The organism is Pseudoalteromonas sp. RB2-MNA-CIBAN-0110 (genome assembly GCF_040309305.1).
GTDB lineage: Bacteria > Pseudomonadota > Gammaproteobacteria > Enterobacterales > Alteromonadaceae > Pseudoalteromonas > Pseudoalteromonas arctica.
Genome location: NZ_JBEOOQ010000030.1, coordinates 1 through 24,854, shown reverse-complemented (window position 1 = coordinate 24,854; position 24,854 = coordinate 1). Strand labels below are relative to the sequence as shown.

General features: G+C 40.0%; 15 protein-coding genes and 1 pseudogene. 4 read left to right on the top strand and 12 right to left on the bottom strand.

The annotated features are described in order from the left end of the window. Positions 1-4: 4 nt before the first annotated feature. The 3 genes from AAEY68_RS14450 (at position 5) to ttcA (ending at position 2,857) form a co-directional block, all read left to right on the top strand. Complete coding sequence (locus tag AAEY68_RS14450) at positions 5-742, top strand: FNR family transcription factor (protein ID WP_007585636.1); 738 nt, start codon at positions 5-7, stop codon at positions 740-742. Positions 743-845: 103 nt separating this feature from the next. Then, entirely contained in the window at positions 846-1,772 is a 927-nt protein-coding gene (gene uspE / locus AAEY68_RS14445) for a universal stress protein UspE (RefSeq protein WP_007585634.1), read from the top strand. 170 nt (positions 1,773-1,942) lie between these two features. Further along, the gene (gene ttcA / locus AAEY68_RS14440) at positions 1,943-2,857 is read left to right on the top strand and encodes a tRNA 2-thiocytidine(32) synthetase TtcA (protein ID WP_007585631.1); all 915 of its coding nucleotides are present in this window, start codon (positions 1,943-1,945) and stop codon (positions 2,855-2,857) included. A 98-nt stretch (positions 2,858-2,955) separates the two neighbouring features. Here the strand turns inward: ttcA and AAEY68_RS14435 are convergent, their stop codons facing one another. From AAEY68_RS14435 to AAEY68_RS14390, 10 genes and pseudogenes are all read right to left on the bottom strand, one after another. Further along, positions 2,956-4,017 carry a hypothetical protein gene (locus AAEY68_RS14435; RefSeq protein ID WP_350586204.1) on the bottom strand — a complete coding sequence of 354 codons (1,062 nt, stop codon included), beginning with the start codon at positions 4,015-4,017 and terminating at the stop codon, positions 2,956-2,958. Positions 4,018-4,072: 55 nt separating this feature from the next. Next, on the bottom strand, positions 4,073-5,143 hold the full coding sequence (locus AAEY68_RS14430) for a hypothetical protein (protein ID WP_007585627.1): 1,071 nt from the start codon (positions 5,141-5,143) through the stop codon (positions 4,073-4,075). A gap of 610 nt (positions 5,144-5,753) precedes the next feature. Further along, positions 5,754-7,079: a methyl-accepting chemotaxis protein gene (locus AAEY68_RS14425; RefSeq protein ID WP_350586202.1), complete on the bottom strand. Its 1,326-nt coding sequence runs from the start codon at positions 7,077-7,079 to the stop codon at positions 5,754-5,756. A gap of 193 nt (positions 7,080-7,272) precedes the next feature. Continuing rightward, positions 7,273-9,321, bottom strand: coding sequence for an exodeoxyribonuclease V subunit alpha (gene recD / locus AAEY68_RS14420; protein WP_350586200.1), 2,049 nt, complete (start codon positions 9,319-9,321; stop codon positions 7,273-7,275). Next, positions 9,318-12,896, bottom strand: coding sequence for an exodeoxyribonuclease V subunit beta (gene recB, locus AAEY68_RS14415; RefSeq protein ID WP_350586198.1), 3,579 nt, complete (start codon positions 12,894-12,896; stop codon positions 9,318-9,320). Before recB ends, recD begins: the two co-directional genes overlap by 4 nt. After that, positions 12,883-16,182 (bottom strand): exodeoxyribonuclease V subunit gamma, encoded by a 3,300-nt coding sequence (gene recC / locus AAEY68_RS14410; RefSeq protein WP_350586196.1) that lies wholly within the window; start codon positions 16,180-16,182, stop codon positions 12,883-12,885. The genes recB and recC overlap by 14 nt, the downstream gene beginning before the upstream one ends. Positions 16,183-16,342: 160 nt before the next feature. Further along, positions 16,343-17,404: an alkaline phosphatase D family protein gene (locus AAEY68_RS14405; RefSeq protein WP_350586194.1), complete on the bottom strand. Its 1,062-nt coding sequence runs from the start codon at positions 17,402-17,404 to the stop codon at positions 16,343-16,345. After that, positions 17,401-18,523 (bottom strand): annotated as a pseudogene (locus AAEY68_RS14400) (phosphoglyceromutase). The gene AAEY68_RS14405 and the pseudogene AAEY68_RS14400 overlap by 4 nt, the downstream one beginning before the upstream one ends. Before the next feature lie 73 nt (positions 18,524-18,596). Further along, entirely contained in the window at positions 18,597-20,966 is a 2,370-nt protein-coding gene (locus AAEY68_RS14395) for a TonB-dependent receptor domain-containing protein (RefSeq protein WP_350586192.1), read from the bottom strand. Between the two features lie 202 nt (positions 20,967-21,168). Continuing rightward, positions 21,169-22,212 (bottom strand): alkene reductase, encoded by a 1,044-nt coding sequence (locus tag AAEY68_RS14390; protein ID WP_350586190.1) that lies wholly within the window; start codon positions 22,210-22,212, stop codon positions 21,169-21,171. A gap of 237 nt (positions 22,213-22,449) precedes the next feature. Here AAEY68_RS14390 and AAEY68_RS14385 point away from each other — a divergent pair, with 237 nt between their 5' ends. Next, positions 22,450-22,839 (top strand): DUF2750 domain-containing protein, encoded by a 390-nt coding sequence (locus tag AAEY68_RS14385; RefSeq protein WP_010554046.1) that lies wholly within the window; start codon positions 22,450-22,452, stop codon positions 22,837-22,839. Between the two features lie 68 nt (positions 22,840-22,907). Here AAEY68_RS14385 and AAEY68_RS14380 read toward each other — a convergent pair whose 3' ends face one another. Together AAEY68_RS14380 and AAEY68_RS14375 are read right to left on the bottom strand one after the other, a co-directional pair. Then, entirely contained in the window at positions 22,908-23,777 is an 870-nt protein-coding gene (locus tag AAEY68_RS14380) for an alpha/beta fold hydrolase (RefSeq protein ID WP_169043457.1), read from the bottom strand. A gap of 106 nt (positions 23,778-23,883) precedes the next feature. Beyond that, positions 23,884-24,789, bottom strand: coding sequence for an OprD family outer membrane porin (locus tag AAEY68_RS14375; protein WP_350586187.1), 906 nt, complete (start codon positions 24,787-24,789; stop codon positions 23,884-23,886). Positions 24,790-24,854: the final 65 nt, after the last annotated feature.

The following is a 24,854-nucleotide window of genomic DNA, read 5'->3' as shown; positions in this document are numbered from 1 at the left end:
AATTATGGATTTCTCTCAAAGTCGCGCTAAAGGTAATTGTGCTATTAGCTGTAATAACTGCAGTATTAGTCAATTGTGTTTGCCATTTTCACTCAATGGCCAAGAAATGGACAAGCTTGACGAAATTATTGAGCGAAAAAAACCACTCCATAAAGGCGACTATCTATTTGAATCAGGTGCACCTTTACAGGCTATTTATGCGGTTCGTTCTGGTTCATTTAAATCGTACACGTTATCGGAGCGAGGTGATGAGCAAATTACCGGCTTTCATTTAGCGGGCGACCTAGTTGGTTTTGACGCAATAAGTAAAATGACTCATCCCAGTTTTTCGCAAGCACTTGAAACGTCAATGGTGTGCGAAATCCCATTCGATACTCTTGATGAACTATCAGGAAAATTACCAAAACTTCGCCAACAAATAATGCGCTTAATGAGCAGTGAAATTACTTACGATCAAGAAATGCTGTTATTACTCAATAAAAAATCAGCAGAGGAACGCTTAGCTAGTTTTATTTATAACTTGTCGGAGCGTTTTGGTGAGCGTGGTTTTTCGCGTAAGGAATTTAGATTTACGATGACTCGCGGTGAAATAGGCAATTACTTAGGCCTAACAGTAGAAACCATTAGTCGTTTATTGAGTCGTTTTCAAAAAGCTGACTTAATTAAAGTAGAGGGTAAATTTATTACAATTTTAGATAATGATGCCTTGGCTAAAACAGCGGCGATAGTTAAGCCTCGCTAAATTAAATAGTTTGATTTAGAACAACAATTTATATGCTACCCCTTTAACTGTTTTATATTTACGTTACACTAAATGTACACCCGTTAGGTAAATGGAGTAGCATATGAACACTATTAAACGCATTATTGCGGTTATTGACCCCACCAAAGATGATCAACACGGTTTAGCACGTTCAATAGATTTAGCTAAAAAATCTGGCGCAAGTATTACCGCCTTTATGACGGTTTACGACTTTTCTTACGAAATGACGACAATGCTATCTGGCGATGAACGCGAAGCAATGCGCGATGCCGTACTAAAAGATCGCCAGCTATGGCTAAACGATTTAGTTTCCCCTTACAAAGATATAAATATTGAAACCCAAGTGGTTTGGCATAATCGTCCTTACGAAGCCATAATCGATACTGTAATTGATGAAAAGTACGATTTAGTAATTAAAGGCACACATCAACATGGTGCACTTAAATCAGTTATTTTTACCCCGACCGATTGGCACTTAGTACGCAAATGCCCAGCTCCGGTATTATTTGTAAAAGAAATGGCATGGCCAGCAAACGGTAATATTTTAGCTGCTGTAAATGCGGTTAGTGAAAACGAAGAACATGTAGCACTTAATAAACGCGTTATTAAAGACGCACAATATTTATGTGAACTTGCCAACGCAAAACTTAATTTAGTTAATGCCTACCCAGCAACTCCTATTAATATCGCCATCGAAATTCCTGAGTTTAACCCAGGACTTTATAACGAATCAGTTAAAAAGCATCATCATGAATCAACCAATGCACTTGCTGCAGAGTTTAATTTAAACCCAGAGCAATGTTTTATTGAAGAAGGCCTGCCAGAGGATGTAATCCCTGATGTAGCGAAGCGGTTAAATAGCGAATTAGTTGTTATTGGTACCGTAGGTCGCACGGGCTTAAGTGCCGCTCTTGTAGGTAATACAGCAGAGCATGTAATTGATAGCCTAGACTGTGATGTACTGGCACTCAAACCCGATGGTTACGTGAGCCCTATGGCAAAGGATTAATTTTAAGCCTTATGTACAAGTTATAAGCGAGTTATTTTTACGTGTTAATAAGGCATGTTTAAATCAATTTTAATTACATCCTAAACTCGCATATTCAGGTGGTTTGGGTATAATACGCCCCTTTATTTTTAGCAAATAACTTTGCTGTATTGTTTTACTAGGGGGCGTAATTGTCACACTCAGATCAAGCTAAAGCTCAATTTAACTTAAATAAGCTGCAAAAGCGTTTACGTCGCCAAACTGGTCAAGCCGTTATGGACTTCAATATGATTGAAGAGGGTGACCGTATAATGGTATGTCTTTCTGGCGGCAAAGATAGCTACACAATGCTTGAAATGCTTCAACATTTAAAACGTGTAGCACCTATAAAGTTTGACCTAGTTGTTGTAAATCTTGATCAAAAACAACCTGATTTTCCTGAGCATGTTTTACCCCAGTATCTTGATAAATTAAATGTTGAATACAAAATTGTAGAAGAAGATACTTACAGTATTGTTACCGATATTATCCCTGAAGGTAAAACAACGTGTTCACTTTGCTCACGCTTACGTCGTGGTATTTTATACCGCACAGCAAAAGAACTAGGCGCTACTAAAATAGCCCTTGGTCATCACCGTGACGACATGATTGAAACATTGTTTTTAAATATGTTTTACGGCGGAAAACTAAAAAGTATGCCGGCTAAATTAATGAGTGATAACGGCGAGCATATGGTTATTCGCCCACTTGCATACTGTAAAGAAAGCGACATAAGCCAATACGCATTTGTACAAGGTTACCCTATCATTCCGTGTAACCTATGTGGCTCGCAAGAAAACTTACAGCGTAAACATACAAAAACAATGCTCGCTAAATGGGATGCGGAGCACCCGGGTCGTATTGAAAGCATTTTTACAGCAATGCAAAACATAGTGCCTTCACATTTAGCTGACGCCGACTTGTTTGATTTTAAAAACTTACAAACAGGTGAAGTAATTGATGGTGGCGATATAGCCCTTGATAAACCAGACATTCCTAAAGTGCCTGTGGCTAATGAACTTGATGAACAAGAAGCGCCAAGTGTAGTTACTATAAATCTAAGCTAATATAAGCTAATATAAGCTAATATAAGCTAACAAATTTAAGGGGGTTGTATTTATGTACAACCCCCTTAAATTTACCAATTCAGCATTGCGTTCTATTTTTAACTATCAGCTAAGCCTTGTAAAAATTCCAAACTTAACTTTTCTTGTGCATTAGCCTGATATGGTAATTGCTGCAAGCTATCGTACGAAAAATCATTAATATCAAAATAACTTATTTCACTATTCCCAAAGCTATTTCGCTCACCTGGGCTTGGCGACATTCTCTCAATAACAAAGTCGCTTAAGCGCATATCTGTAATGCCTTGTGGTAACACCGACCAATGAGCTTTCAAATTAAGAGTTTGGCTTCCCTTCGTTAACCGCTCTTTAGATACTAAATGAGCAAGTGGTGTATCGCCACTGTATAAATTAGCCCTAACACGATACAAACCACTTTTTACTACCGCTATGTTAGCTGGCAAAATCATGTTTTCGTTTTGTGCATAAGCCGTTTCAAAACCTGTTAAAGTTGCACTAGGCGGCATATATTGAATTTGCGCAACCACTGGAACTTTTTTACCGGCAACATCACCCTCTACAAACACTTGTAAGCTACGAGGGTAATCTTCATCCTCTTCAAATGTAATAATTGCTTCACCGTCACGCGCATTGCCTGTATGGGTATTTAACACTTCTTTTGTATCTGTATTTGCAAGCTCAACGACCACTTTTCCAAGCCCTTGAGCGCTTATCTTTATTGTTATTTCTTCTGGGTATACAAAACGATATTGCTTAAGACTTAACGTTAAAGCATCGCCACTTTCATCAATAGGGCTCGATACCGGGTAGAATTGATTTGGCTTTAATCGATCTTCATCTAATGGACTCAATGGTTGAGAATAAGGAGGAAATTTAAGTGCACTTTCATATTGCATAACCACTTGCTGCGCTGCTTTTGTTAAATCTTCATTAAACGCGATTTGTTTTTTTGATTGTGTTTTTTTTGCTGTAGGTACATCTATAGGGATCACCTTTACAGGCGATAAATCAGCTACGCTCTCACTGTGTTTAACCTGAGGTTTTATTGGCTCAGCAGCTTTATGAGCATCATTTTTACCTGTAAACCATAGCGAGAATAAAATAGTGCTAATAATTAAAGCAACGACATAAAATTTTTTCATTTTTATATTTCAATCTTTTATAAGGCGTATAGTTTCTAACTACACGCCTTGTATGTTATGGAATCACATTGTAAATAAGTGCTGATGCGCTTAAATTATTTGAATCCTTAATATAACGATATTGTTTTTTCCAAAACCAACTACCTGTAGTTTTATCAAACGTATTAAAACCTACAGTGTCACCTTCCACATTTACGTTATTCATGGCTATTGTTACATTACCTTTTCGCTGCGCGTTATGTATTTCGTTATGGCTATAACTGTCACTCATCATCATTGGATAATGGTTTGGCATAAAGCTACTTACTGCATCACCTTGCGATTTTAAATGGCCATTTGTATCAATACTGCTGCTACAACTTCCAAACGAGCCAGCCGAACTGGCACCACATGAAGAGTGCGATGCAACAACCGAATCATCATTGCCTTTTAAAAAACCACCCGTTAAACCCAAATATGCATTTCCATCGGCAACAAAGCGTAAACGAGGTGTACGTGCATCAGGGAATGGTGAAATTTTACGTGCATTGTTTACTTTTAAATCGTGTAATACACCAACGGCCTCGGTTACATCACTTCCTAGCCACCATTTGAGTGCTGCATCGACCGCAAAGTTCCATGATGCGCCAGTTAAAGCACTAACAGCTACGTCAGCCAGCTCACTTCCACCACCCGCGCCTGCTAAATCAAACGTAGCAACAATATTAAGCGGCTCTAAGCCTTCGTTTTCTAACCAGTTTTCTTGATTATCAATAATATGGCGTGCAACTAAGTCTCCTGTTGAATGTGTTACAAATACACAGCCATCACTGCATAAATTAGAGCGTGAAATTTGCTTTAGCTTTGGCCACACCCAATCGGTAGCAATTTTACCTTCAATACGTTCATAAGCAGGCCAATCAATTCGCTCATCTGCACGATTATTCCAGTACGATTGCCAATATGTTTCACCATCATTGATTACATCACTACCCGACTTATTTGTTATTTGCGAAGTTTGTAACCCATGAATTAATATAATTTTGTAGTCTTTACTCGCTGCAGAAAAGCTCATTAACATAGCTAACCCCGCACCAATTAGGTGGCTTGGCTTAATTAATTTGTGTGTGCGCTTTGTGTTGTTCATACAATTCCTTAATGTTGTGTACTTAATATTTTATTATCATTTAAGGTATTCATGTTGGTTTACATAAGCTTGTCAGCTTAGGTGTTCACTAGGGTCTGTTGTTCTTTGCGGATTAAAATTTGTTCAAACTAGAGGCTATTTAATCACGGCGCGAGATTTGTAACCTAGTGGGCTCGGTAACTGCTCCTGCGTTACTCTACTGGCTTACATCCATGTAAGAATAAGTAAAAACCGAGCAACAAAGAGTAAATAGCCTCTAGGAAGTACCCTTTGGGCAGCGTCTGTTTGGCATTAATGCTACGTTATCGCCTATTTATGGGGAACAACCACACTACTTAGGCTCTGCCTTGCCTAAATACCAAACAGACTGCTGCAAATTTAACCTTGAAAGATCAACAGACTCTAGTATTAGGAACAACGAACAAAAATGCAACAACTTATTATCATTTAGGAAAGAGAAGAAACTTATTTCATACTGATTAATGAGTTAATAGAGGTATAGTTGTTATATTTGAAATTATTAGATGGGTTTCAAGGGGTATATTGAGGGTAGTAAGATTAAAGCGGATACCATTGAAAGTGCCCGCTTTAGAATAAGGACGAAGCTAATCTAACCGTTAGCTTTAAGTTCACTGGTAAATTGCCCAATCGCATTTACAACTTCTTGTGCACCTTGTTGGATCTCTTGCATCACTTCACCAGATTCTTTAGATAACGCCAAGCCTTGCTCTGCCTTCTCTTTACCTTTTTCTATTACAGCCACCGTATTTTGGGTTTGTGATTGGTTGCGCTGTACAACTTCTACAATTTCTTCTGTTGCTTTTGAGGTACGCGATGCAAGCAATCGAACCTCGTCTGCAACCACAGCAAAGCCTCGTCCCTGCTCGCCAGCTCTTGCCGCTTCAATTGCGGCATTTAATGCTAATAAATTTGTTTGCTCAGCAATACTACTAATGCTTTGTACAATACTCGATATTTGTTGCGACTGCTGATCAAGCGCTGAAATTTCACTTGCAGCTTGCTCCATATTTATAGCCAGCTCAGTCATTACTGCAACAGTATCTTGTATAACGCTCGCACCTTGCTCTGCTTTTTTATCAGTTTGGGTAGAGGTGCTATAAGCAATTTCGGCAGCTTGTGATATAGCAATTTCTTGATTTACTTGATCAGTAATAACAGTTGCAAACTTCATTACTTTATAAAGCTCATTCGCGTCATTTGAGATTGGGTTATATGACGCTTCTAGCCAAACAATGTTTCCATGTTTATCTACACGCTTAAAACGCTCAGCAATAAACTTACCTTCTCTTAATTTAGCCCAAAATTGCAGATACTCTTGGGAGTTATACTCTGAAGCCTCACAAAACGTACGGTGATGTTTACCTAGTATTTCACTTTCTTGATAACCCATTGCAGCTAAAAACTGATCATTTGCTTTTAAGACATGGCCTTCTAAATCAAATTCAATTACCGCCATAGAGCGATATATCGCTTTAATAGTATCGCTTTGCTCGCGAGAAGCCGTAATTGTTTTTGTAAGTACACTTCCGAATATAGAAAAATAGAGCAACTGATCTTGCTCCCCTTTTACTGGATGTACTATTAAACGTAACCATTCAGCTTTACCATCGCTGCGCATAACTTGCAATGCACCGCCCCAATGCCCTTCTTTTTTAATAGCTTGCTGCAGGCTTTTAAATTCTGAAGATTGACGAGACGAATCTGTAATAAAATCGTCAAAAGAATTATTAGTTAGGTCGTCTTCACTGTAGCCTAGGTTTTCTAAAAACTTATCATTGGCGTGCGAAATTCGGCCATCATAAAGAATGTTTAGTACTAACATCTCTCGGTAAAGCCCTTCCCACACTTGTTGTAATGGGTAAAGTTCAGCTTTTAGAGAAGCTATTTCGTTTTGTTTATTTTTAGAAAAAAACATTAATATCCCTACTAATACATTCGATATGAAATGAAATTAATTTTATTATAGAAGATATTATTTATAACGCGATAAATAATAAGAGCTTTAATTACTAGATTCAGAAAGTTTTAAAATAGCCAATACATAAACACTGGTATCTACAAATATGTGGATACATCAATAAAATAACTTCTATGTCCCAGCAGAACTTTTAATTCTCAAACTTTAATCTTTCATACAATCCAGACGCTCTCGATACGCTTTTATTCATTGCTAATTGCAGTACTTTTTTGTCAGCCACCAGCTCAAACTTATTTTTAGCACGGGTTATTCCCGTATACACTAATTGCCTGTTAATACCCATGCGCGCTTGTTTTAGCGGTGGCAGTACCATGGCTGTGTAACTAAACTCTGAGCCTTGTGATTTATGAATAGTCATTACATAGACTTTATCGTGTGCAGGGAGTCGTGCAGGTGAAAATGCTCGTTGATTACCTTGCTCGTCAATAAATATGGCTTTGAGCTGATTACTTTCATCGGGCATTAAAATACCAATATCACCGTTAAATAACTTAAGCTGGTAATCGTTTTGGCTCACCATAATAGGCATACCCGTGTAGTGGTGAGTATTAGGACTTACGGTAATTAAACCTTGCTGTTGCAACACGCGCTCTATTCGTTGATTTAAGCTATGAACGCCGTAATCGCCCTCTCGTACCGCAGCTAAAAGCTGATAACTAGCAAAAGCAGTATGCACCTGTGCAACATCTGCACCTTGGGCAATTAAGTTAAGGTATTTTGCATAATGACTTGCTGCACTTTTAACGAGCTTTTCAATCGGTTTTACTACAAAATCGTAATCTAAAATTACATCGTTAAAACGCCCTTCACTACTTTCTTGCTCTACGTAATTTAAAATACCGGTGTTATTGGTGTTTACCGCAAGTGCGAGTTGACCAATACCGCTTTGTGCGTCAAATCGATAACTGTGCTGTAAAAAGGCAATGCAATCTGCAAGTTTAAATTCACTCACGCTTTGCGATACGAGTTTAGGTTTATTATTAAAACATAAACTATTTAGCTCATCACAACGTGCTTGCGAGTAGCTTGGCGTTTGCCCAAGTGTTAAACCTTGGCATAAATCGCTCATTACGCTGCCGGTATCCACCGAGGCAAGTTGGTCTTTGTCACCTAAAAGTATTAATCGCGCGTGCGCAGGCAGCGCTTCTATTAATTTAGCCATCAGCGATAAATCGACCATACTGGCTTCATCAATAATTAGTACATCTAAATGCAGCGGATTGCTTTTGTTATGCCTAAATTTATTAGTAAACGGTTTTACGCCCAATAAGCGATGAATAGTTTGAGCGTTTTGTGGTATCAGCGTTTTAATATTATCAGGAATAATTGTTAGTTTATTTTTAGCACCTAAGACTGACTCACTCAAGCGTGCAGCGGCTTTACCTGTAGGGGCCACAAGTTTAATGCTAAGGGGTGCTGTTTCATAAAGTGACTGTAAAATAGCCAACAACTTAGTCACTGTAGTGGTTTTACCTGTGCCAGGCCCACCCGTGATCACACTAAAGCCTTTGGTTGCAGCAATCGCGCACGCCACTTTTTGCCAATCAGTTTCAACAGTTGAATCAGCAGGAAAATAGGTATTTAAAAGCGCTGCCAATACTTCATTATTAATATTGAGCTTTCGCTCGCTCATGCTTAATAATCTATCTGCGAGTGTTTGCTCATAACCGGCAAGGCGCGCAAAATAAAGTCGCTCGTTAAACAGTTGTAGTGGTTTATTTTCGCCTACGCTTTCATGGCTTTGTAAATAATTAAGCGCCGTATGTACGTTAAAGTCATCACTAAACGGGCTTAGCGTACTGGGTACATTGCCATCGAGTTTATTAAAGTCACTGTTGCGCAAGTTAAAAGGATTACTCCAATCAACTTCATTTAAGGTTAGGCAGCTATGTTGGCTTTGCTGCGATAAGCACAGTAATAAAATAATATAAAATAATTCATTGTGAGTTTGCTCAATGTCATTAGCACACAGTAATTCCGCGAGCTTTACATCAACTACACGTAGTCGGTTTTGCGCTAATAAATACTCAAGTAACGGCACTTCGGTAATCGCATTATTTATCGTAATGCCTTCTTGTACGGCACCTGGCGCAGTATTTTGTACTACCATTTTAGCTTCATCATTAAGTGTCTCGTCTATATCGTCAAACAAGCCAGGTTGCTCATTTAAATCGCTCATAGCATGGCTCCTTGGCTAAATAAGCCATCTAAAATAGTTACTTGCTCTACAGTTAGCTTTTTAAAGTACACGCCTTGCCCTGCCGGCATTCCACGTAAAAACGTGTAATACACACCGCCTAAATGGGTTTCTATCGAGTAATCGGCTATACGTTGCTTTAATAAACGATGCAGCGCTACCGTGTAGATTAAATACTGTAAATGATACTGATGACTGCTCATTGCTTGCTCAAGCATATCGCCTTCGTAATCAGCTGGCGTACTGCCTAAATAATTAGACTTATAATCTAAAATATAATACTTGCCTTGGTAGCAAAATATTAAATCGACAAAGCCTTTTAACAAACCTTTTACTTGTGAAAATTCAAGCTTACTTTGCGTAAAGCCAAAATGTTTAACCAGCATTTCGTTTAGCTTAGGTGCACTTAAGCTCTCAAGGGGTAAATTAAATTCCATTTCGACTAGGCAATCACCTGGTGTAAGCACACCTAATGAAAGAAGGCTGTTTTCTAGAGAGCTTTTATCTAGGGGGCACGCAAGAACATCGAGCACCCATTTTTCGGCCACTTCTCGCCATTGCTCACCTATGTGATACTTTTCAAGGCTGCGCTTAACTACCTCAGATAAGTTTTGCTCGGTATTAGTTGGGTGAACTATTGGGCTAATAAAATCTATTTGTTCAAATATTTCGTGCAAACAGCTACCCGGCTTTGGTCCTTTAGGAAAACTATAAGGTGACGGTAGTTCGTCCTCTTGCACTGCAAACTCGTCTTTTTCGTGATCTTCATCACTTCGCCCTGGGGCTAATTGGTCGCTGTGCTTTTTAAAGCTCAACGCACTAAAGCTGGTTGCTCGCCAGTTACGCTCAATATTTGCCGTTACTCTATTAACACTTAATGTTTGCTGCGCAATTTCACTATTACTAAAACAAAGCGTGCCCTGCTCTAATAACGTTTGCGAGGTAAATTGCTGATAGCTCATCGCGCTATTAGCGTCGCAAAACTCACTTAAATGCGTGCGCCATGTTTGGCTACTAGCAAGTTCAAGCCCTGCAAATAAAACATGCCCTAGTGCACTACTTTGCATTGCTAAGCGGCTACTCTGCCCTTGCCCAATGTTATAAACACCAAGTGCACAAAAATGCACAGCGCGAGTAAGTGCTACATACAGCAGGCGTAAATCTTCCGCTAGGCGCTCTTGCTCTGCTTTTTGAAGGGCATCTTCGTCTTTACTTAAATCATAAATTAGTTTGCCATTATTGTGATAAAGCGCTTCTTTAGTTTCGCGATAGCCACTAGCAAACGGCATAAATACCAGTGGATATTCAAGCCCCTTTGAGGCATGCATAGTGACAATTTTAACTAAGTTGGCGTCACTTTCTAGGCGTACTTGTACTGTTTCACCGTCTTGTTGGCTTACTTTTTGTGCAAACCAGCGTAGTAAACGCAGCGTACCTTCAAGCTCTATTTGTTTTTGCTGAAGTATTTCGCCCAAGTGCCTAAAGTCTGTCAGCCAACGCTCTACGTTATACCCTAACCCTTGCCATTTAGCGCTAAGCTGGTTGTGGCTCATTAAGCGCTCAAGCATTGCCATAGCGCCTTGCTTGTTCCAAATGTGGCTAAGTTGTGCAAAAAAGTTTAAATAGTCTTGCCATTTATTTTCATCATCGGCGAGTGCGTGTATTTCGTTATAACTTAAACAAAATAATGGACCAGCTAAAACACCGCGCAGCAATGACTCATCATATTGTCCATGCAGCGCTGTTAAAAAGTTAAGTAGGTGATGGCTAAGCTCTTGACTAAAAACGCTTTCTCGTGATAAGTACACGCTGGCTATTTTGGCTTCGCTAAGCGCTTTTTTCATTATTTGCGCTTCAACACGGTCGCGCACTAATATACAAATATCGGCAGCGCTTACAGGGTTACTGCCAATACACGCGTCCCCTTGTTTTGCTTTTTCAAGCAGGGTCACTATTTTATTAGCAAAGTGAGTGGCTAAATGCGCTTGCCCTACACCTTTGTTGGTTGGTTTGTTTTTTTCATCGGCGGCTTCATCCACAAATACATTAAATTCGAATGCGGTAGCGGGTTTGCCATCAATTAAAAAAGAATCATCTGCTTTTTTGCCTTTAGCAGCCACTGCGTTAAACGGTATGGCGTCGTTATAAATAAAGCTGTTAGCGTGTTTGCCAAATAAACTATTAACGCTATTTACTATGTCGGTGCTTGAGCGAAAGTTAGTACCCAGCGTAAATTGCTGATCAGTCTGTACAGCTTCTTTTGCGCCAATATACGTAAAAATATCCGCGCCCCTAAAGCCATAAATAGCCTGTTTAGGGTCGCCTATCATGGCAAGCGTGGTATTTTGTTGCCCATAAATTTTACTAAAAATACCGTACTGAATCGGATCGGTATCTTGGAATTCATCAATCATGGCAACCGGAAACAACTGCGCAATTTTTTGCGCCAGTACGTCGCCTTGCTCGTTATTAAGCGCACTATGTAAATTGGTCAATAAGTCATCTGGGGTGATCACGCTTTGCTCTTGCTTGCGCTTAACTATTGCAGCTTTTACCCAGCGTGCTGCATGTTGTATAACTGCTATTTTGAGCCCTTGGTTTATGGTGTTATTAAGGGCGACAAGCTCGTCAAATTGACTCAGCAATGGATGCACAAATAATGGCTGATTTTTTTTATAGTTGCCTGCATCGCTTAAGTTTTCTGTACTCCACACTTCAAACGAATACTTGCTAGTGCCAAATTCAAAAAACAAATCACCGCCTAAACAAAATGCCTCAAGCGCACCAAGGCTGCCTTTTCGTGCTGGCGTTTTAGACCCGCTTAAACCCGAGCCTTTTATAGCACCTATAAACTCTTGCTCTAACACCGCTTTTTTAAATGCAGGTACACGTGTTATGTACTCGTCACGCGCCTCCCATACATCGTCTAATTTTATTTGTGGCGTAATGTGCGCATTAGCTTTGTTTAAAATGCTCGCCACTTGAGCGAATAAAGCCTCGGGTGCGGCAAATACATCTAAAATAGCATCGGTGCGTTCTTTGTTAAGTGGGTATACAAACGCACGCCAAAAATCTTTAATGGTTTCGAGCAGTATGTCGCGCTCATCTAAAATAAATTCGAGATTAAACGCCACACCCGACTCAAACGCATGTTGTTTTAGCATCCGCTGACAAAAGCCATGAATGGTAAAAATAGCCGCTTCGTCCATTGATTTAGCAGCTGCATCGAGTAAATCAAACGCGCGATGTTTATCATCAATTTTGGCAATTACGCCTTCAATGAGTTCGTCGTTTGGGTCTTGCCCAAGCAGTGCGTCGCGTGCAGCAATAATTCGGCTGCGCACGCGGTCTTTAATTTCTTGGGTGGCGGCGTCGGTAAAGGTTACAACCAAAATTTGCTCAACACTGAGCGGCGTATTTAACTCACCTTCTATTTGCATGCCTAGTAAGTAACGTAAATACAGCCCCGTAATCGTATAGGTTTTGCCGGTACCCGCACTGGCTTCTATTAAACTTTGACCAATGAGCGGCATAGTAAGAGGATTAAGTGCTTGCATGGTCACTCTCCTTTGCGTGTTCAAATAAAGGCGTGAGCAATTTATCACTCCATTTTATAAATTCTTCTTGGCAGTCGTTTAGCGATTGCACCGTTAAGCGAATATACGGATTTTCGCCCTCGCCTCGCCCTATGTATTGCGGGCTAAATTTGCTCATTGCTTTTGTTATATCGCCGCCGCTTTTAACGTATTCATAACCACTTACCGGAAAAAATGGCACAGGCTCTGCGCGCAGCGCTTTGTATAACTCAAACCAATCAAGTAACAATGCATCGGCATCAGCTTTATTAATTGGCGCAAAGGTAATTTGCTTATCGAGCCCAAGTAACAATGTTTCTACTTGTTGATCCATACTTTGCGCTGCGAGGTGATAAATAAAGCCTTTAATTAAATCTTTCGCTTTAATACTCGCACTGCGATAAAACACTTGTTTTTGCAAATAAACATGATTGAGCCAGCCCTCTATTTTGGTGCCTTCAATAGTAAGCAAAACTTCTATTGGCTCACTTTTCCCGCCTTTAATGTGCTCTTTTACTTGCCCTGCAAGCGCGTCAACTCGGTGCTCCATACCCTCAAATATGAGACTGCCTACATTGGCTTGAGGTAACTCACCCCGCTGCAGTATTTGCTCGGTACTTAGTGGTTGCTCGTTTATATTGGCTTTAAGTATTTCATCAAGGTAAAAATAACGGCGCAGTGCATCTAGGCTAAATGGTTCTTCGTCTTTTGCTACTTCGTTAAATTGTGGCAGGCGTAAACCTAATGTTTGCTGATAAAAGCTCTCTTGTGCGCTGCACACACTTCTAATAAACACGTCTAGATCTAGCTGCTCTGGCACAGTCACATCAAGTGCAATAACTGGCTGTGGTTTAATTGACTCACTTGGCAGCCAAATTGGATTATAACTGTGGTTGCTCAACACAGTATTGGCTTGCTCATCGGCTAAATAATAATGGCTATTAAAGGGCTGTAAATGCTGCTGATTGATTAGACATGCGGGCAGCGTTTTTTCACTTTTATCGCTTAATACAAAACTACGCCCAATATATTCTAACAGCTCACTTACAAGCGTTGATGGCATGCGCGGTTGGTTATCAAAACACGAGCGACCAATGTAACTCATGTATAAGTTGTCGCGAGCACTTAATAGCGCTTCTAAAAATAAGTAACGGTCATCTAATTTACGTGATCGGTCACCTTTTTGCTTTTTAGAATAAGGCACTAAGTCAAAACCAATGGGCTGTACGTTACGCGGGTAGTCGGCATCATTTAAACCCAGCATGCATACCACTTTAAATGGCACGGCGCGCATGGGCATAAGCGTACAAAAGTTTACTTGCCCGACCAAAAACCGCTGCCCTACGCCTTTTTCTTGAATGCCTTGTTTAATCAAGTAACTAACAATACGCTGCGAAACCGCTTTGCTGTAATCGCCGTTGTCGTGGTGCTTTTGTAACTCTTCGAGCACGTTTTGAAGTACTAATAAATCCCAGCTGTCATCGCTTTCACTTTCGTATATTGCGTTTAACAGCTCGCTTAAAATATGCGCTTTATTAGTGAGCGTATCATCGCCCGTTAGCTGCTCTTTAAAGCTTTGCAGTACATCAATAAAGTGCACGAGCTTATTGAGTGTATCAAGCGCCATACCTTCTACTTCATCAGCGCTGTAAATACCGTTAAACGGGCATTGCTCGTCGCGCATGGCAATACCAAGCAGTAAACGGTTGAGCCCATGTTGCCAGGTATTTAAATCGATAGCGGGCAAATCAAAACTGCTTTTATGCGCTGCGTTTATACCCCATTTAACGCCTACACGTTCAAGCCAGTATTGAATTTGCTCGTATTCGTGCGCTTCAAGTCCAAATTTTGCGGCTATTTGCGTCACTTGTAATAAATCGAGAATATCCGACACACCAAAGCGCGAAAACGGTAAGTTAGCTAAACTCGCAAATGAGCTAAGGACGGGCTTTTCTTGCTCTATGGCTAAATCGGCCAATGCGTAAGGAATAAAGCGGCTGCCTTGTGCCCCGCCAAATACAGCTTCAATATAAGGGCTGTAAGTGCCTACATCGGGCATCATGACGATTATGTCTTTGGGGGTAAGCGCTGGGTTTTGATTAAATAAGTTAAGTAAGTAGTCGTGCAAGCGCTCAACTTCTCTGAGCGGTGTATGGCAATCGCTGAGCGTAATGCTAGTGTCGGCTGCGCTGATTGGTAATTTACCTTCGTCGTTTATAAACCACTCTTTGTTATCGGTCAGTGATTCGCCTTTAAACGCAAGCTGATAAATCTCGCTTTGTACTTGCCCTAGTAAGGTGTCGTCAAACACATCAATAAAACCGTCAATCCAACGGGCATCTAGCTGTACAAGTTGTTCAAAATAGTCGCGACCTAATTTACCCCACGACGATAACAATGGATTACCTATAAAGTAGTATTCTTCATCTGGATTGGTTTGTTTTTTTTGTTGCGCTTCCACCAGCGGCATTTTAGCGTATTTAGCGCTTATTTTAGCTGCTGTTTTTTCATCTATAATATCGCCCCAGTAATGCTCACTCGGGTTAAAAAAGAATAATATAACCTCTGTTTTTTTACTCAGCGCTTCAAATACGTCTAGCTGGGAGCTGGCAATCGCCGATATACCAAATAAGCTAATGCGTTGTGGCAGTATGCTATTGTCCATAGTCTCAAGTGCTGCAAGTAACTGCCCTTGCATATTAGCGCGATGAAATTGGCTTTGCCCAAGTTCTTGGCTTAGTTTTACAATGCGTCGCCATAAGTCAGGCTGCCATGGGGCAATGGTTACATCTACGTCATCAAGCTCATCTTTGCCGCTATCCCATGTGGCTATCCAGTGCGGTCGGTACATTAAATATTGGTCGTACACATCGGCTATTTTTTCGCACAGTGCAAAGGTTTTTTGCCCGTCTATATCGCCCTCTAAATAAGTTTTTAGCGGCAAATAAAGCGGTTCATCAATGCAGGTTGGTAAAATTGCGAACAGTTTCCAAGCAAGGTTGGGCTTATTAAATGCCGACTCTTTAGGGACATTTGGCAGTAATTGCTGATACAACTGCCAAATAAAGCTCGACGGCAGCGGAAAATCTACCTGCGCTGCGACCCCTAAGTTTTCGCTCAAACCTATTTTTAACCACTGCGACATACCCGGCGATTGCACTAGCACCACCTCTTTGTCGAACGGGCTTTGCAATGGGTTTATTTTTAATAGCTGGTGGAACTGCGCTTGCAGGGCTTCCATCCGGTTTGATTGAATAATATTTAGCATATAACACTGACCTTGCTTGAGATAAAACCAGTGTAAGATATTTTCAATATTAGGGGTAGCGCAAACGGGTAATTGGCTTTAATAAATCAGAGAGTTAAGAACTAACTTACAGATTTTATACGCACAGCATCTATTTTATATACTGTGCGTAGTAGTGAGTTTATTTATAAGGGCTAATACTTGATAAACTAAAGTCACTTTGCATTATTACTTCGCCATCAATGCCTTTTAATTTAAGTGAAATAGTGGGGTCAATTTGCTGCCAGTCTATGCTTAAATCACCATAATTTACGTTATGAGTAAAATTCCCTACTCGGTGTTTGTTAGGGCTTACATCTTTCCACTTTTCAGTTAAGCCAGAGCTGGTCATCTCAATTAATGGGTAATCAAGGTTTTGCTGATACTTTGATATTTCACCCCAGTGCGTATCGCCGCTGATGATCACTACCCCATTTACCTTATGCTTTTTAATCAATGCAAATAAACGGTTTCTATCTTCAGGAAAGTTTGCCCATGACTCCCAACCTGTAAAATCGGGTAAAAGCTGTAAGCTTGAGGCAATCAATTTTATTGCAGCAGGCTTTTTAAGCTCTTGTTCAAGCCATTGCCACTGGGCTTCACCTAGCATTGATGCGCCCTTCACTTCACTAGGACTATACGGGCCTTGGTTATTTAACTTACGCTTAGTGTCGTATTCAAGCTCACCTACATGGTTTAGCGCATCACGGTTCCAACGTAAATCAGGCATTATTACTTGTATGGTTTGCTCATTTTCACCATACAAGTACGAGGTATAAATTCCATCAGGACGAGTGCGACGCGCTGAGTTTACAGGTTCATCCCAAAAATTAAGCATAATTTGGCGTGATTGCTCTTTATGCGGATACTCTTTACCTGCATCGTTTTGGCCATAATCGTGGTCATCCCACATGGCAATGATAGGCGTTTGCGCTTTTAACGTTTTAAAACCAGGCTTTGCCCCTAAACGTTGGTACTTATCGGCAAGTACATCCATATCGTTGGTATCGCCGTAAATATTGTCACCCAAAAATATAAACAAATCCCCTTGCTCTTTGTTAATTGCATTAAATATGGGTATGTTTTTATCTTGATGCCCACACGAACCAAATAGAATTTTAGATGGCGCGGCAGTAACACTTGCGCTAATAACCAAACTCAACGCCAAGGCAGATAGGGTCAATGGTTTTAATAGGTTCTTCATTTTAAAATCTCGCTAATAGCAGGCGCCATATTTGAATTTATTTCATTTGGGTTCTGCCCAAGAGCCTTTAAAACGGTAGCCGCTATTTGCACTTGTTTAAGCTCATTTTCAGTTTTAATTAAGCCACGTCCTTTTATTGCGGGGCCAATGGCTGCAAGCCAAATATGTTCAGAGCCGACAATTCCTTCTGGGTAGGTATTTTCACCTAACTCTAGTTCAGCAAGTGCACGTTTAGAGCTGTGATGTTGCCAATCGTTGGCATTATTGCCACGGCCGTGATCAGTAGTAATAATTAGCGTGGTGTTATTTTTATAACCCGCTGTAGTTTGAATGGTTGCCCATAAGTCTTTTATAAACGCGTTGCCTTGCCGATTTAAGGTATTGATCGTAATGACCATCATGCGCAAAGTCATCGGTTTCGCCTAAACTTATCACCAACAACTTAGGCTTTTTAGCCAACATATACGCTTTAGCAAAGCGATATGTAAAACTATCTAGTCGTACGTTATACCAAGGACTGGGAATTTCATTTTGTAGCGCATTTAAGAGTGGCGCATCGGTGAATAAATTCTCTTCAATTGACATAAAACCTGCATTTACATACACGTTACTGCGCTTAGTATTTACAATGTATGGGAATACATCCCAACTACCAAATAAGGCAGTGCTATCTTTAAACTCAGGTAACTTATCTAAACGCTCTAAAATAGTTTTATTTGGGTTGAGCACTTTGTTGTTACTATTTATATTTTCGTCAACTTCACCGGTGAGTATTTCGTTATAACCAGGGTATGAAAAATACCACGGGTTACTTACCGACATAGTAGAGCCGTTAGTCCTATCGCCAATAATTACACCTTGTTTAGCCACTACTTGCGTTAAAAAAGGCATTAGTAATTGCTGGCGCTCATTTGCTGTTTTTGCCCAAAATTGGGTCTTTAATTGCTCAAGCTTTTTAACAAAATCAGTATTATTAATTAAGCTATTATCAGCCCCATTAAATACTTCTTGCCAGCGTACTCCGTCAAGCGTTATCAGCACTACATTTTGCGCTGCTGTTGCAAAGTTGCTCGCTAATACACTTAAGCTAAATAGTGTTACTTTTATAATTGTTTTCATCGCGTTTGCGCCCTTTCATATAATAAAGCCCATCAATGATGGGCTTTATTTTAATTCAATTACTAAAACCTAATTAAAAGTCAGCGGTAAATGTAACTGCTGCGGTGCGATGCGCACCAATGTAATAAGTAGCGCCGTTACCGGTACCACCTGCTAAGTAGCTTTTGTCAGTAACGTTATAAACAACAAACGATACGTCAATGGCTTTAAACGGGCCTGCATCTACGTCAGTTGAATAACCTGCATTAAAATCAAGTACGGTGTAGCCGTCTACTTTATTGCGGGCGCGCGTGTCTTCGTCTTGCCATGCACCTAAACGCTCGCCGGTGTATTTAGCCGATAAACCAACACGAAAGCCATCGCTAAAGTAATCGGTAGATACCACAAATAAATCCTCTGATGAATCTATTATGCTGTCGCCTTTTCTAAAGCTTGGTGCTACCTCATTACCACTTTCGTCTTTTAATATTACGCCCTGTGAATCGTATGCATTTGGATCATCGGATGAATACTCAGAACTGCTATTCGTATACGACGAGTACACGCTCCAGCTTGGTGTTAGCATATAGCTTGCTGCAAGCTCGAGCCCATTTGAGTCAATACCCCCTACATTTACGTACGAGCCATTTGTACCAATCGTGTAATCAATGCCGTCTGTGCCACTACCAGGGGCAATAAAGGTAATCCGATTATCAAACTTAACACTGTAAGCCGTTGCTGTAATAGTTAATCTGTCGGCTTGGTAACGTACACCAAAGTCGATATTGTCGGCAGTTTCTGGCTCTATGTTTGTAAGTGTTGAACTGTCTCGCTCAAGTACACCGTCTTTTATTGCGGAAAAATTCTCGCTGTAACTGGCAAATAATTCTGTGCTGTTATTTAGCTGATACAATACGCCACCGCTAAATAAAACGTCTGAGTCGCTATCTACTTTATCTGATCTTTCGTTAGCAAAGTGGTCGTACTTTTGTAATTCAACTAAATACTGTTTTGCACCAATATTTAATGTTAAGTCACCAAAATTAATCGAGTCTTGTAGGTACCATTTGAATGTATCGGTATCAAAAGTGTTTTTGTATTGTGTCCAGTAAGGCGTGCTATCAAAGTGATGATAAATACGCGCATCAATTACTTTGTGCCAATCACGCGATTCGTCACGCTCGCTTTGCTCATACCAAAAGCCCGCTTCTATATCGTGATCACCAAATGTAGCTTGGTAATTTGCCGTTACACCTAAACGATCTTTGTTGTAATGCGTATGGCGGTAAGACATAACCGGCGTTGCTGTTGCATCGTAACACGCAGGATTTAAACCAGGACCCGACTCCCATGGCCAGCTCAAACTTTGCGTACAATCGGCATTTGGTGCAAGCGGATTGCCTTCACTATCAGCAAAACCATAAGAGCCTGCATTAGTACCTCCCTGCGTTGTTGGTTCGCCATTTTCATCAACAGGCGTTGTTAAGTAAGGTGGGATCCAATCGCCGCGACCTGAATTTTTATGGTAATAAGGGCTAACGGTTAATAATGAAGTTGGCGAAATCGCGTATTCAAATTTTAAATAGCCTAAGGTATTTTCACGAAGCGTTCCCCACCCTTCTGCAAACATTTGGTCAAAGTGCGGAACTCCTGTCCAATTCCATGTTAGCTGATCCCACTCTGGTGTTTGTTCAAACTGCTCAAGGCTTACGCTGTTATAGTTTGTCTCGCTTACATCGTCGTAAGATAAACGACCAGTGAGCGTTAAATCGTCAAAATTAGATACAAACTTAAGCTCTGCGTGTTGGTTGTCTTTGCCCCCATTACTGCCAGAACCAATCCAGCGGCTTGTATCTGTTTGCGAGTAACTTACGTACGCTTGTGTGTTATTAAAAACAGTGCCTGTTTCGTGTTTAAAGTAATAACGCGTGGCGTCGTGGCTGCCTGATGTATAAGCAAAGGTAGTGCCTTTTTCAAGGCTTGGGTCTTTACTTACAAAGTTAAATGTCCCGCCTAGTGCTTCAAGTGAAGCCGACTTAATATCAGACGTACCTTGACCTACTTCAACCGTTGCAAGGTTTTCGCTATCTAGGTAACGGTTAGCTTTAGCACCACCGCCATAATTAGAGCCACCATTGGGAATGCCATCAACGGTCATACCTAATTGTTGTTGGTTTCCATCAATACTAAAACCACGCATGGTGATTGTAGTAGACCAATCGTCGCCACCAAATGCATCACCTTCGTTTATGCTAATACCTGGTAAATTATCAATAACTGATAATATGCTCGATACCGAACTTTGTTGCTCAAGCATTGCAGGCTCAATAACATTGTTAGCGTAGCTCGTTGGTTTAGCAACCACGGTTACTTCTTCTATGGTGTTGTCGTTAGCATGAACAGATGTTGATACAGCCATGGCAATAGCCATGCTCAAAAGCGATTTGTTTTTTAAAGCGTACATTGTTGTCCCGTTTGATTTTAATTATGAAATATGAAAACGCGGACAGTATGAATTTTAAATATGACAACGAGGATGAACTTTATTTACATAAAAATTAAACAAATATGGAAGATTTATGGCGGGAATATGTACAAAAAAAGACACCCAAAGGTTTAACTTTGGGTGTCTTAATTATTTTCTAGAACTTATTACAAATAGTAATTTATTTCAATTGTGCAAGCATTTCATCGCTGTATGGTACTAACTCTTCACCGCTTGCAATTTTGCTAATGTAATCTGGGTTTGCAATAAGTGGGCGACCAATAGCAATTAAGTCAAACTTAGCATCGTTAATAGCTTCTTTTGCTGACTCAAAACTATAACTACCTACGCCTACTAATGTACCTTTGTAGCCTGCTCGTAAAAATTCAGAGATGCTTTTGCCTTCAAGCGAGTCAAAGCGCATGCTGTCGTCAAAAATACCGCCGTGTAAGTACGCTAATTCTCTGCTTTCAAGTTCTGTTAATAAGTAATCAAATACCGCTTTATCGCGGCTATCTTCGCTCATATTAAAGTAAGCACCCGGTGTTAATCTAAGTGCAGTACGATCACTGCCTACAGCAGCAATAACCGCATCGGTTACTTCTAGTGCAAAACGCGACATGTTTTCAGGCGTTTGACCATATTCGTCGCTGCGTGTATTTGCAGCGTAATGTAAAAATTGGTCAACTAAATAACCGTTAGCACCGTGAATCTCTACCCCATCAAAGCCTGCTTCAATTGCGTTTTCAGCAGCTTTTGCGAAATCAGCAACTAGACTTTTAATATCATCAGTAGTGGCTGCTTTTGGTGTGATGTATGTAAGCTCACGCATACGAGGGACAGAGCCTTCAACGCCAATTGCTGATGGAGCAAGTACATCGCCATCAAAAAAGTGAGGGTGTGCAACACGGCCAACATGCCATAGCTGTGCAAACATTTTGCCGCCATTAGCGTGCACAGCGTCAGTTACTTTTTTCCAACCTTGAATTTGCTCGCTGGTAAATAAACCCGGAGTATTTGGGTAACCTTGCCCATCTGGACGAATAATAGTTGCTTCACTAATAATTAAACCGGTTTCGGCACGGCGAGCATAATATTCAACCATATCTTGTGTTGGCACTAAGTTATCATCAGCCATACAACGCGTTAATGGCGCCATAAGTACGCGGTTTTTAAGCTCAATCGTGTTATTTAATTTAAACGGAGCAAGTAGATCAGTTGTCATTTTTCAATCCTTCATTAAGTATATGCTTACTACAATGTGGCCTTTTTACAAACATTCAAGCTTATTTTTGAATGATCGCTCAAATTAGTGAGAAATTATACTGATCAATCTACAAATTAGATCTGCATTGCTGAAATTAAATAGCAACTTTTCAACACTCTGTCATATAACTCGATATACTTGTGTGCATATAATTTAGATATATTAATATCAATAGTAATTAAGAGTGAGCTAATTATGACAACGCCAAATTTAAGCGAAGAACACGCAGTAATTTTAGGACTTGGAGCAAAAAAACGCCTAGCCTATATGTTCGAAACCGTACAACAGTTCAAGCAAGTATGGATTTTAAACGATGATGATGGCTGCGTTATGCTTGCCAACGAAGATGACGACTGTGTGCCAGTTTGGCCAACTCGTGAATTTGCAGAAGCATGGGCAACTGGAGAATGGGCTGGCTGCAGCGCTAAAGCAATCCCACTTGCTGACTGGTTTAGTCGCTGGACACCGGGTCTTGAGGAAGATGACTTACTTATTGCTGCCTTCCCTACAGAGGAAGATGATGGCACGATATTGTTTTCAGATGAGTTTGAAAAACAATTAAGAGCACCAAAGCAAAAATATTAAGGTTCAAAGCCTAAATACTCAGAGTTCTAAAATTTATAAACGCGGCACTTAATTTAGTAGCCGCGTTTTTATTGGCAATATCTAAAATTCAAATAAGCCTGTGTAATTGCATCTGGATTTTCTACTTGCGGATAATGCCCAAGCTCTACAAACTCTTGTACGCGCGCATTGGGAATAAGCTTTTTATAATGCTCAATCATATGCTTACCAGAGATGGGGTCTTCTGCGCCTGCTATAAACGTAAGTGGTATATTGCTATTTATGATGGCACCAACCCAGCGTGCTCGGTTTTGCTGCCTCTGCTTTATATAACTAATGAGTTTGGGCATTACGGCTAAGCCATCTTTATAAATTAGCAGCTCCCAAAGTGTGTCTACCACTTGTTTTGAAGGCGGTGTACTTTTACCAAAAATAGTAAGTAGATTATTGGCAAATTTTTGTTTATTCATTAATTTTGGCACTATCCAACCTAGCTTTGAAAGTAAAAGCTTTTGTATAAATAAGGGTTTATGCACCTCAGGAAATAACCCACCATTTAAAAAGCACACACTGTTTATTTTAAAGTCACTTTGGCTAACGACTTGCCTTGCTAATAACTCTTGAGCCACAGTATCGCCATAGTCATGAGCTAAAATATGTATATCATTAATATTTAACGTTTTTAAAAATTGAGTATATAAGTCGGCTTGTTCAGTAATTTTATAGCCTGCATTTTTAGGTTTATCTGACAAACCAAAACCTAGCATATCGAGTGTAATTACAAAATAATGTTCACTAAGGGTTTGCCACATACCTTCCCAGTCCCAACTAGCACTTGGAAAGCCATGTATTAAAAGCAGCGCAGGCTTAGTTATATCACCAGCTGTTTTAGTAAAAATTTGATGGCCACTAATTTGAGTAAATTGACCCTGTGATTGCCACTGTTGAAGAGAAAACATATATTAGCTTAATTTTTATTATTGATTTGTTAGTTTTATCATAAAGATAATGAAAAAAGGAAACAAAACCAATGTATAAATTTGCATTGGCTTATTAAACGTTATTTTAAAATTTAATAGTGTAATCTACATAAACTCGATGGTCAGCTCTATCGCCTTTAACACCATCAACACTGCCTGATTTTTCGGTTGTATAACCTACAAATAACCAACGTAAGCTTAAGCCTTTTATTTTCTCAACTTTATAGCGAGTATCTACAGCCCAATATTTTTCGTCGGCTGTACCACCTAACTTACCCAATGCAGAGTTTTCAGCATCGCTGCCGTCTGTGTAGTAAAATTTAGTTGTTAAGCCAGGCGATACTGCTTTCAAATCAATTCCTAAACGAGCTTGCCATGATGTTTCATTTTGGTTTGTTAAATCGGCACCAATTAATGAGCGAGTTGGAAATGGGTTTGTACCATGGTCGCCACTGAAATTATCTTCAATCCAAGCATCACTTACTTTAGTAAATGCCGCACCTACACTCCAAATATCTTTTTTCCAATCAGCATCTAGGTAATAGGCAAATCCATCGTTTTCACTTTTAGTTAAACCTGTTAATGCACCAGATGTATCTTCATCATCTAAATCTCCGCCCTCTGCGCCTGTTACAAATAAATCACCATCATCTTGTGAGGTAAATATGCCAGTTGAAAGGGTTAACTTACTTTGCTCAAGCTTAATGTCGTAACTGATTTTTAATCCGATTTTACTTAAATAATTGTGCGAATTTAAATATTCAGCCTCTAATATTAGATTGTCTTTTTTATGCGTAGCACCTACGCCCCAAATTACGCTAATAGCACCAGTTGCCGATTGATCGGTAGAAAAGTCTTCCCATCTATCATCGTGTCGACGGCTCCATTTATCGTAAACGTAACCGTATAATTTAGTGTTACCAATTTTGTAATCGCCAAAAACGCCTCTAAAAGTATTAGGAATAGCCCGACTCCCAGAGTGAAGTGGCATAGTTAATTTGGCCACCTACTTAGAGATGTTATTATGCATCTCATCAAACGTTAGGTGATACAAAT

Coding starts and splice junctions, on each gene's coding strand:
- AAEY68_RS14430 (WP_007585627.1), bottom strand. CDS start 5,143: ATGAACAACACAAAGCGCACACACAAATTAATTAAGCCAAGCCACCTA.
- AAEY68_RS14390 (WP_350586190.1), bottom strand. CDS start 22,212: ATGACAACTGATCTACTTGCTCCGTTTAAATTAAATAACACGATTGAG.
- AAEY68_RS14405 (WP_350586194.1), bottom strand. CDS start 17,404: ATGAAGAACCTATTAAAACCATTGACCCTATCTGCCTTGGCGTTGAGT.
- AAEY68_RS14395 (WP_350586192.1), bottom strand. CDS start 20,966: ATGTACGCTTTAAAAAACAAATCGCTTTTGAGCATGGCTATTGCCATG.
- recC (WP_350586196.1), bottom strand. CDS start 16,182: ATGCTAAATATTATTCAATCAAACCGGATGGAAGCCCTGCAAGCGCAG.
- uspE (WP_007585634.1), top strand. CDS start 846: ATGAACACTATTAAACGCATTATTGCGGTTATTGACCCCACCAAAGAT.
- AAEY68_RS14380 (WP_169043457.1), bottom strand. CDS start 23,777: ATGTTTTCTCTTCAACAGTGGCAATCACAGGGTCAATTTACTCAAATT.
- AAEY68_RS14425 (WP_350586202.1), bottom strand. CDS start 7,079: ATGTTTTTTTCTAAAAATAAACAAAACGAAATAGCTTCTCTAAAAGCT.
- AAEY68_RS14375 (WP_350586187.1), bottom strand. CDS start 24,789: ATGCCACTTCACTCTGGGAGTCGGGCTATTCCTAATACTTTTAGAGGC.
- recD (WP_350586200.1), bottom strand. CDS start 9,321: ATGAGCGATTTAAATGAGCAACCTGGCTTGTTTGACGATATAGACGAG.
- AAEY68_RS14385 (WP_010554046.1), top strand. CDS start 22,450: ATGACAACGCCAAATTTAAGCGAAGAACACGCAGTAATTTTAGGACTT.
- recB (WP_350586198.1), bottom strand. CDS start 12,896: ATGCAAGCACTTAATCCTCTTACTATGCCGCTCATTGGTCAAAGTTTA.
- AAEY68_RS14450 (WP_007585636.1), top strand. CDS start 5: ATGGATTTCTCTCAAAGTCGCGCTAAAGGTAATTGTGCTATTAGCTGT.
- AAEY68_RS14435 (WP_350586204.1), bottom strand. CDS start 4,017: ATGAAAAAATTTTATGTCGTTGCTTTAATTATTAGCACTATTTTATTC.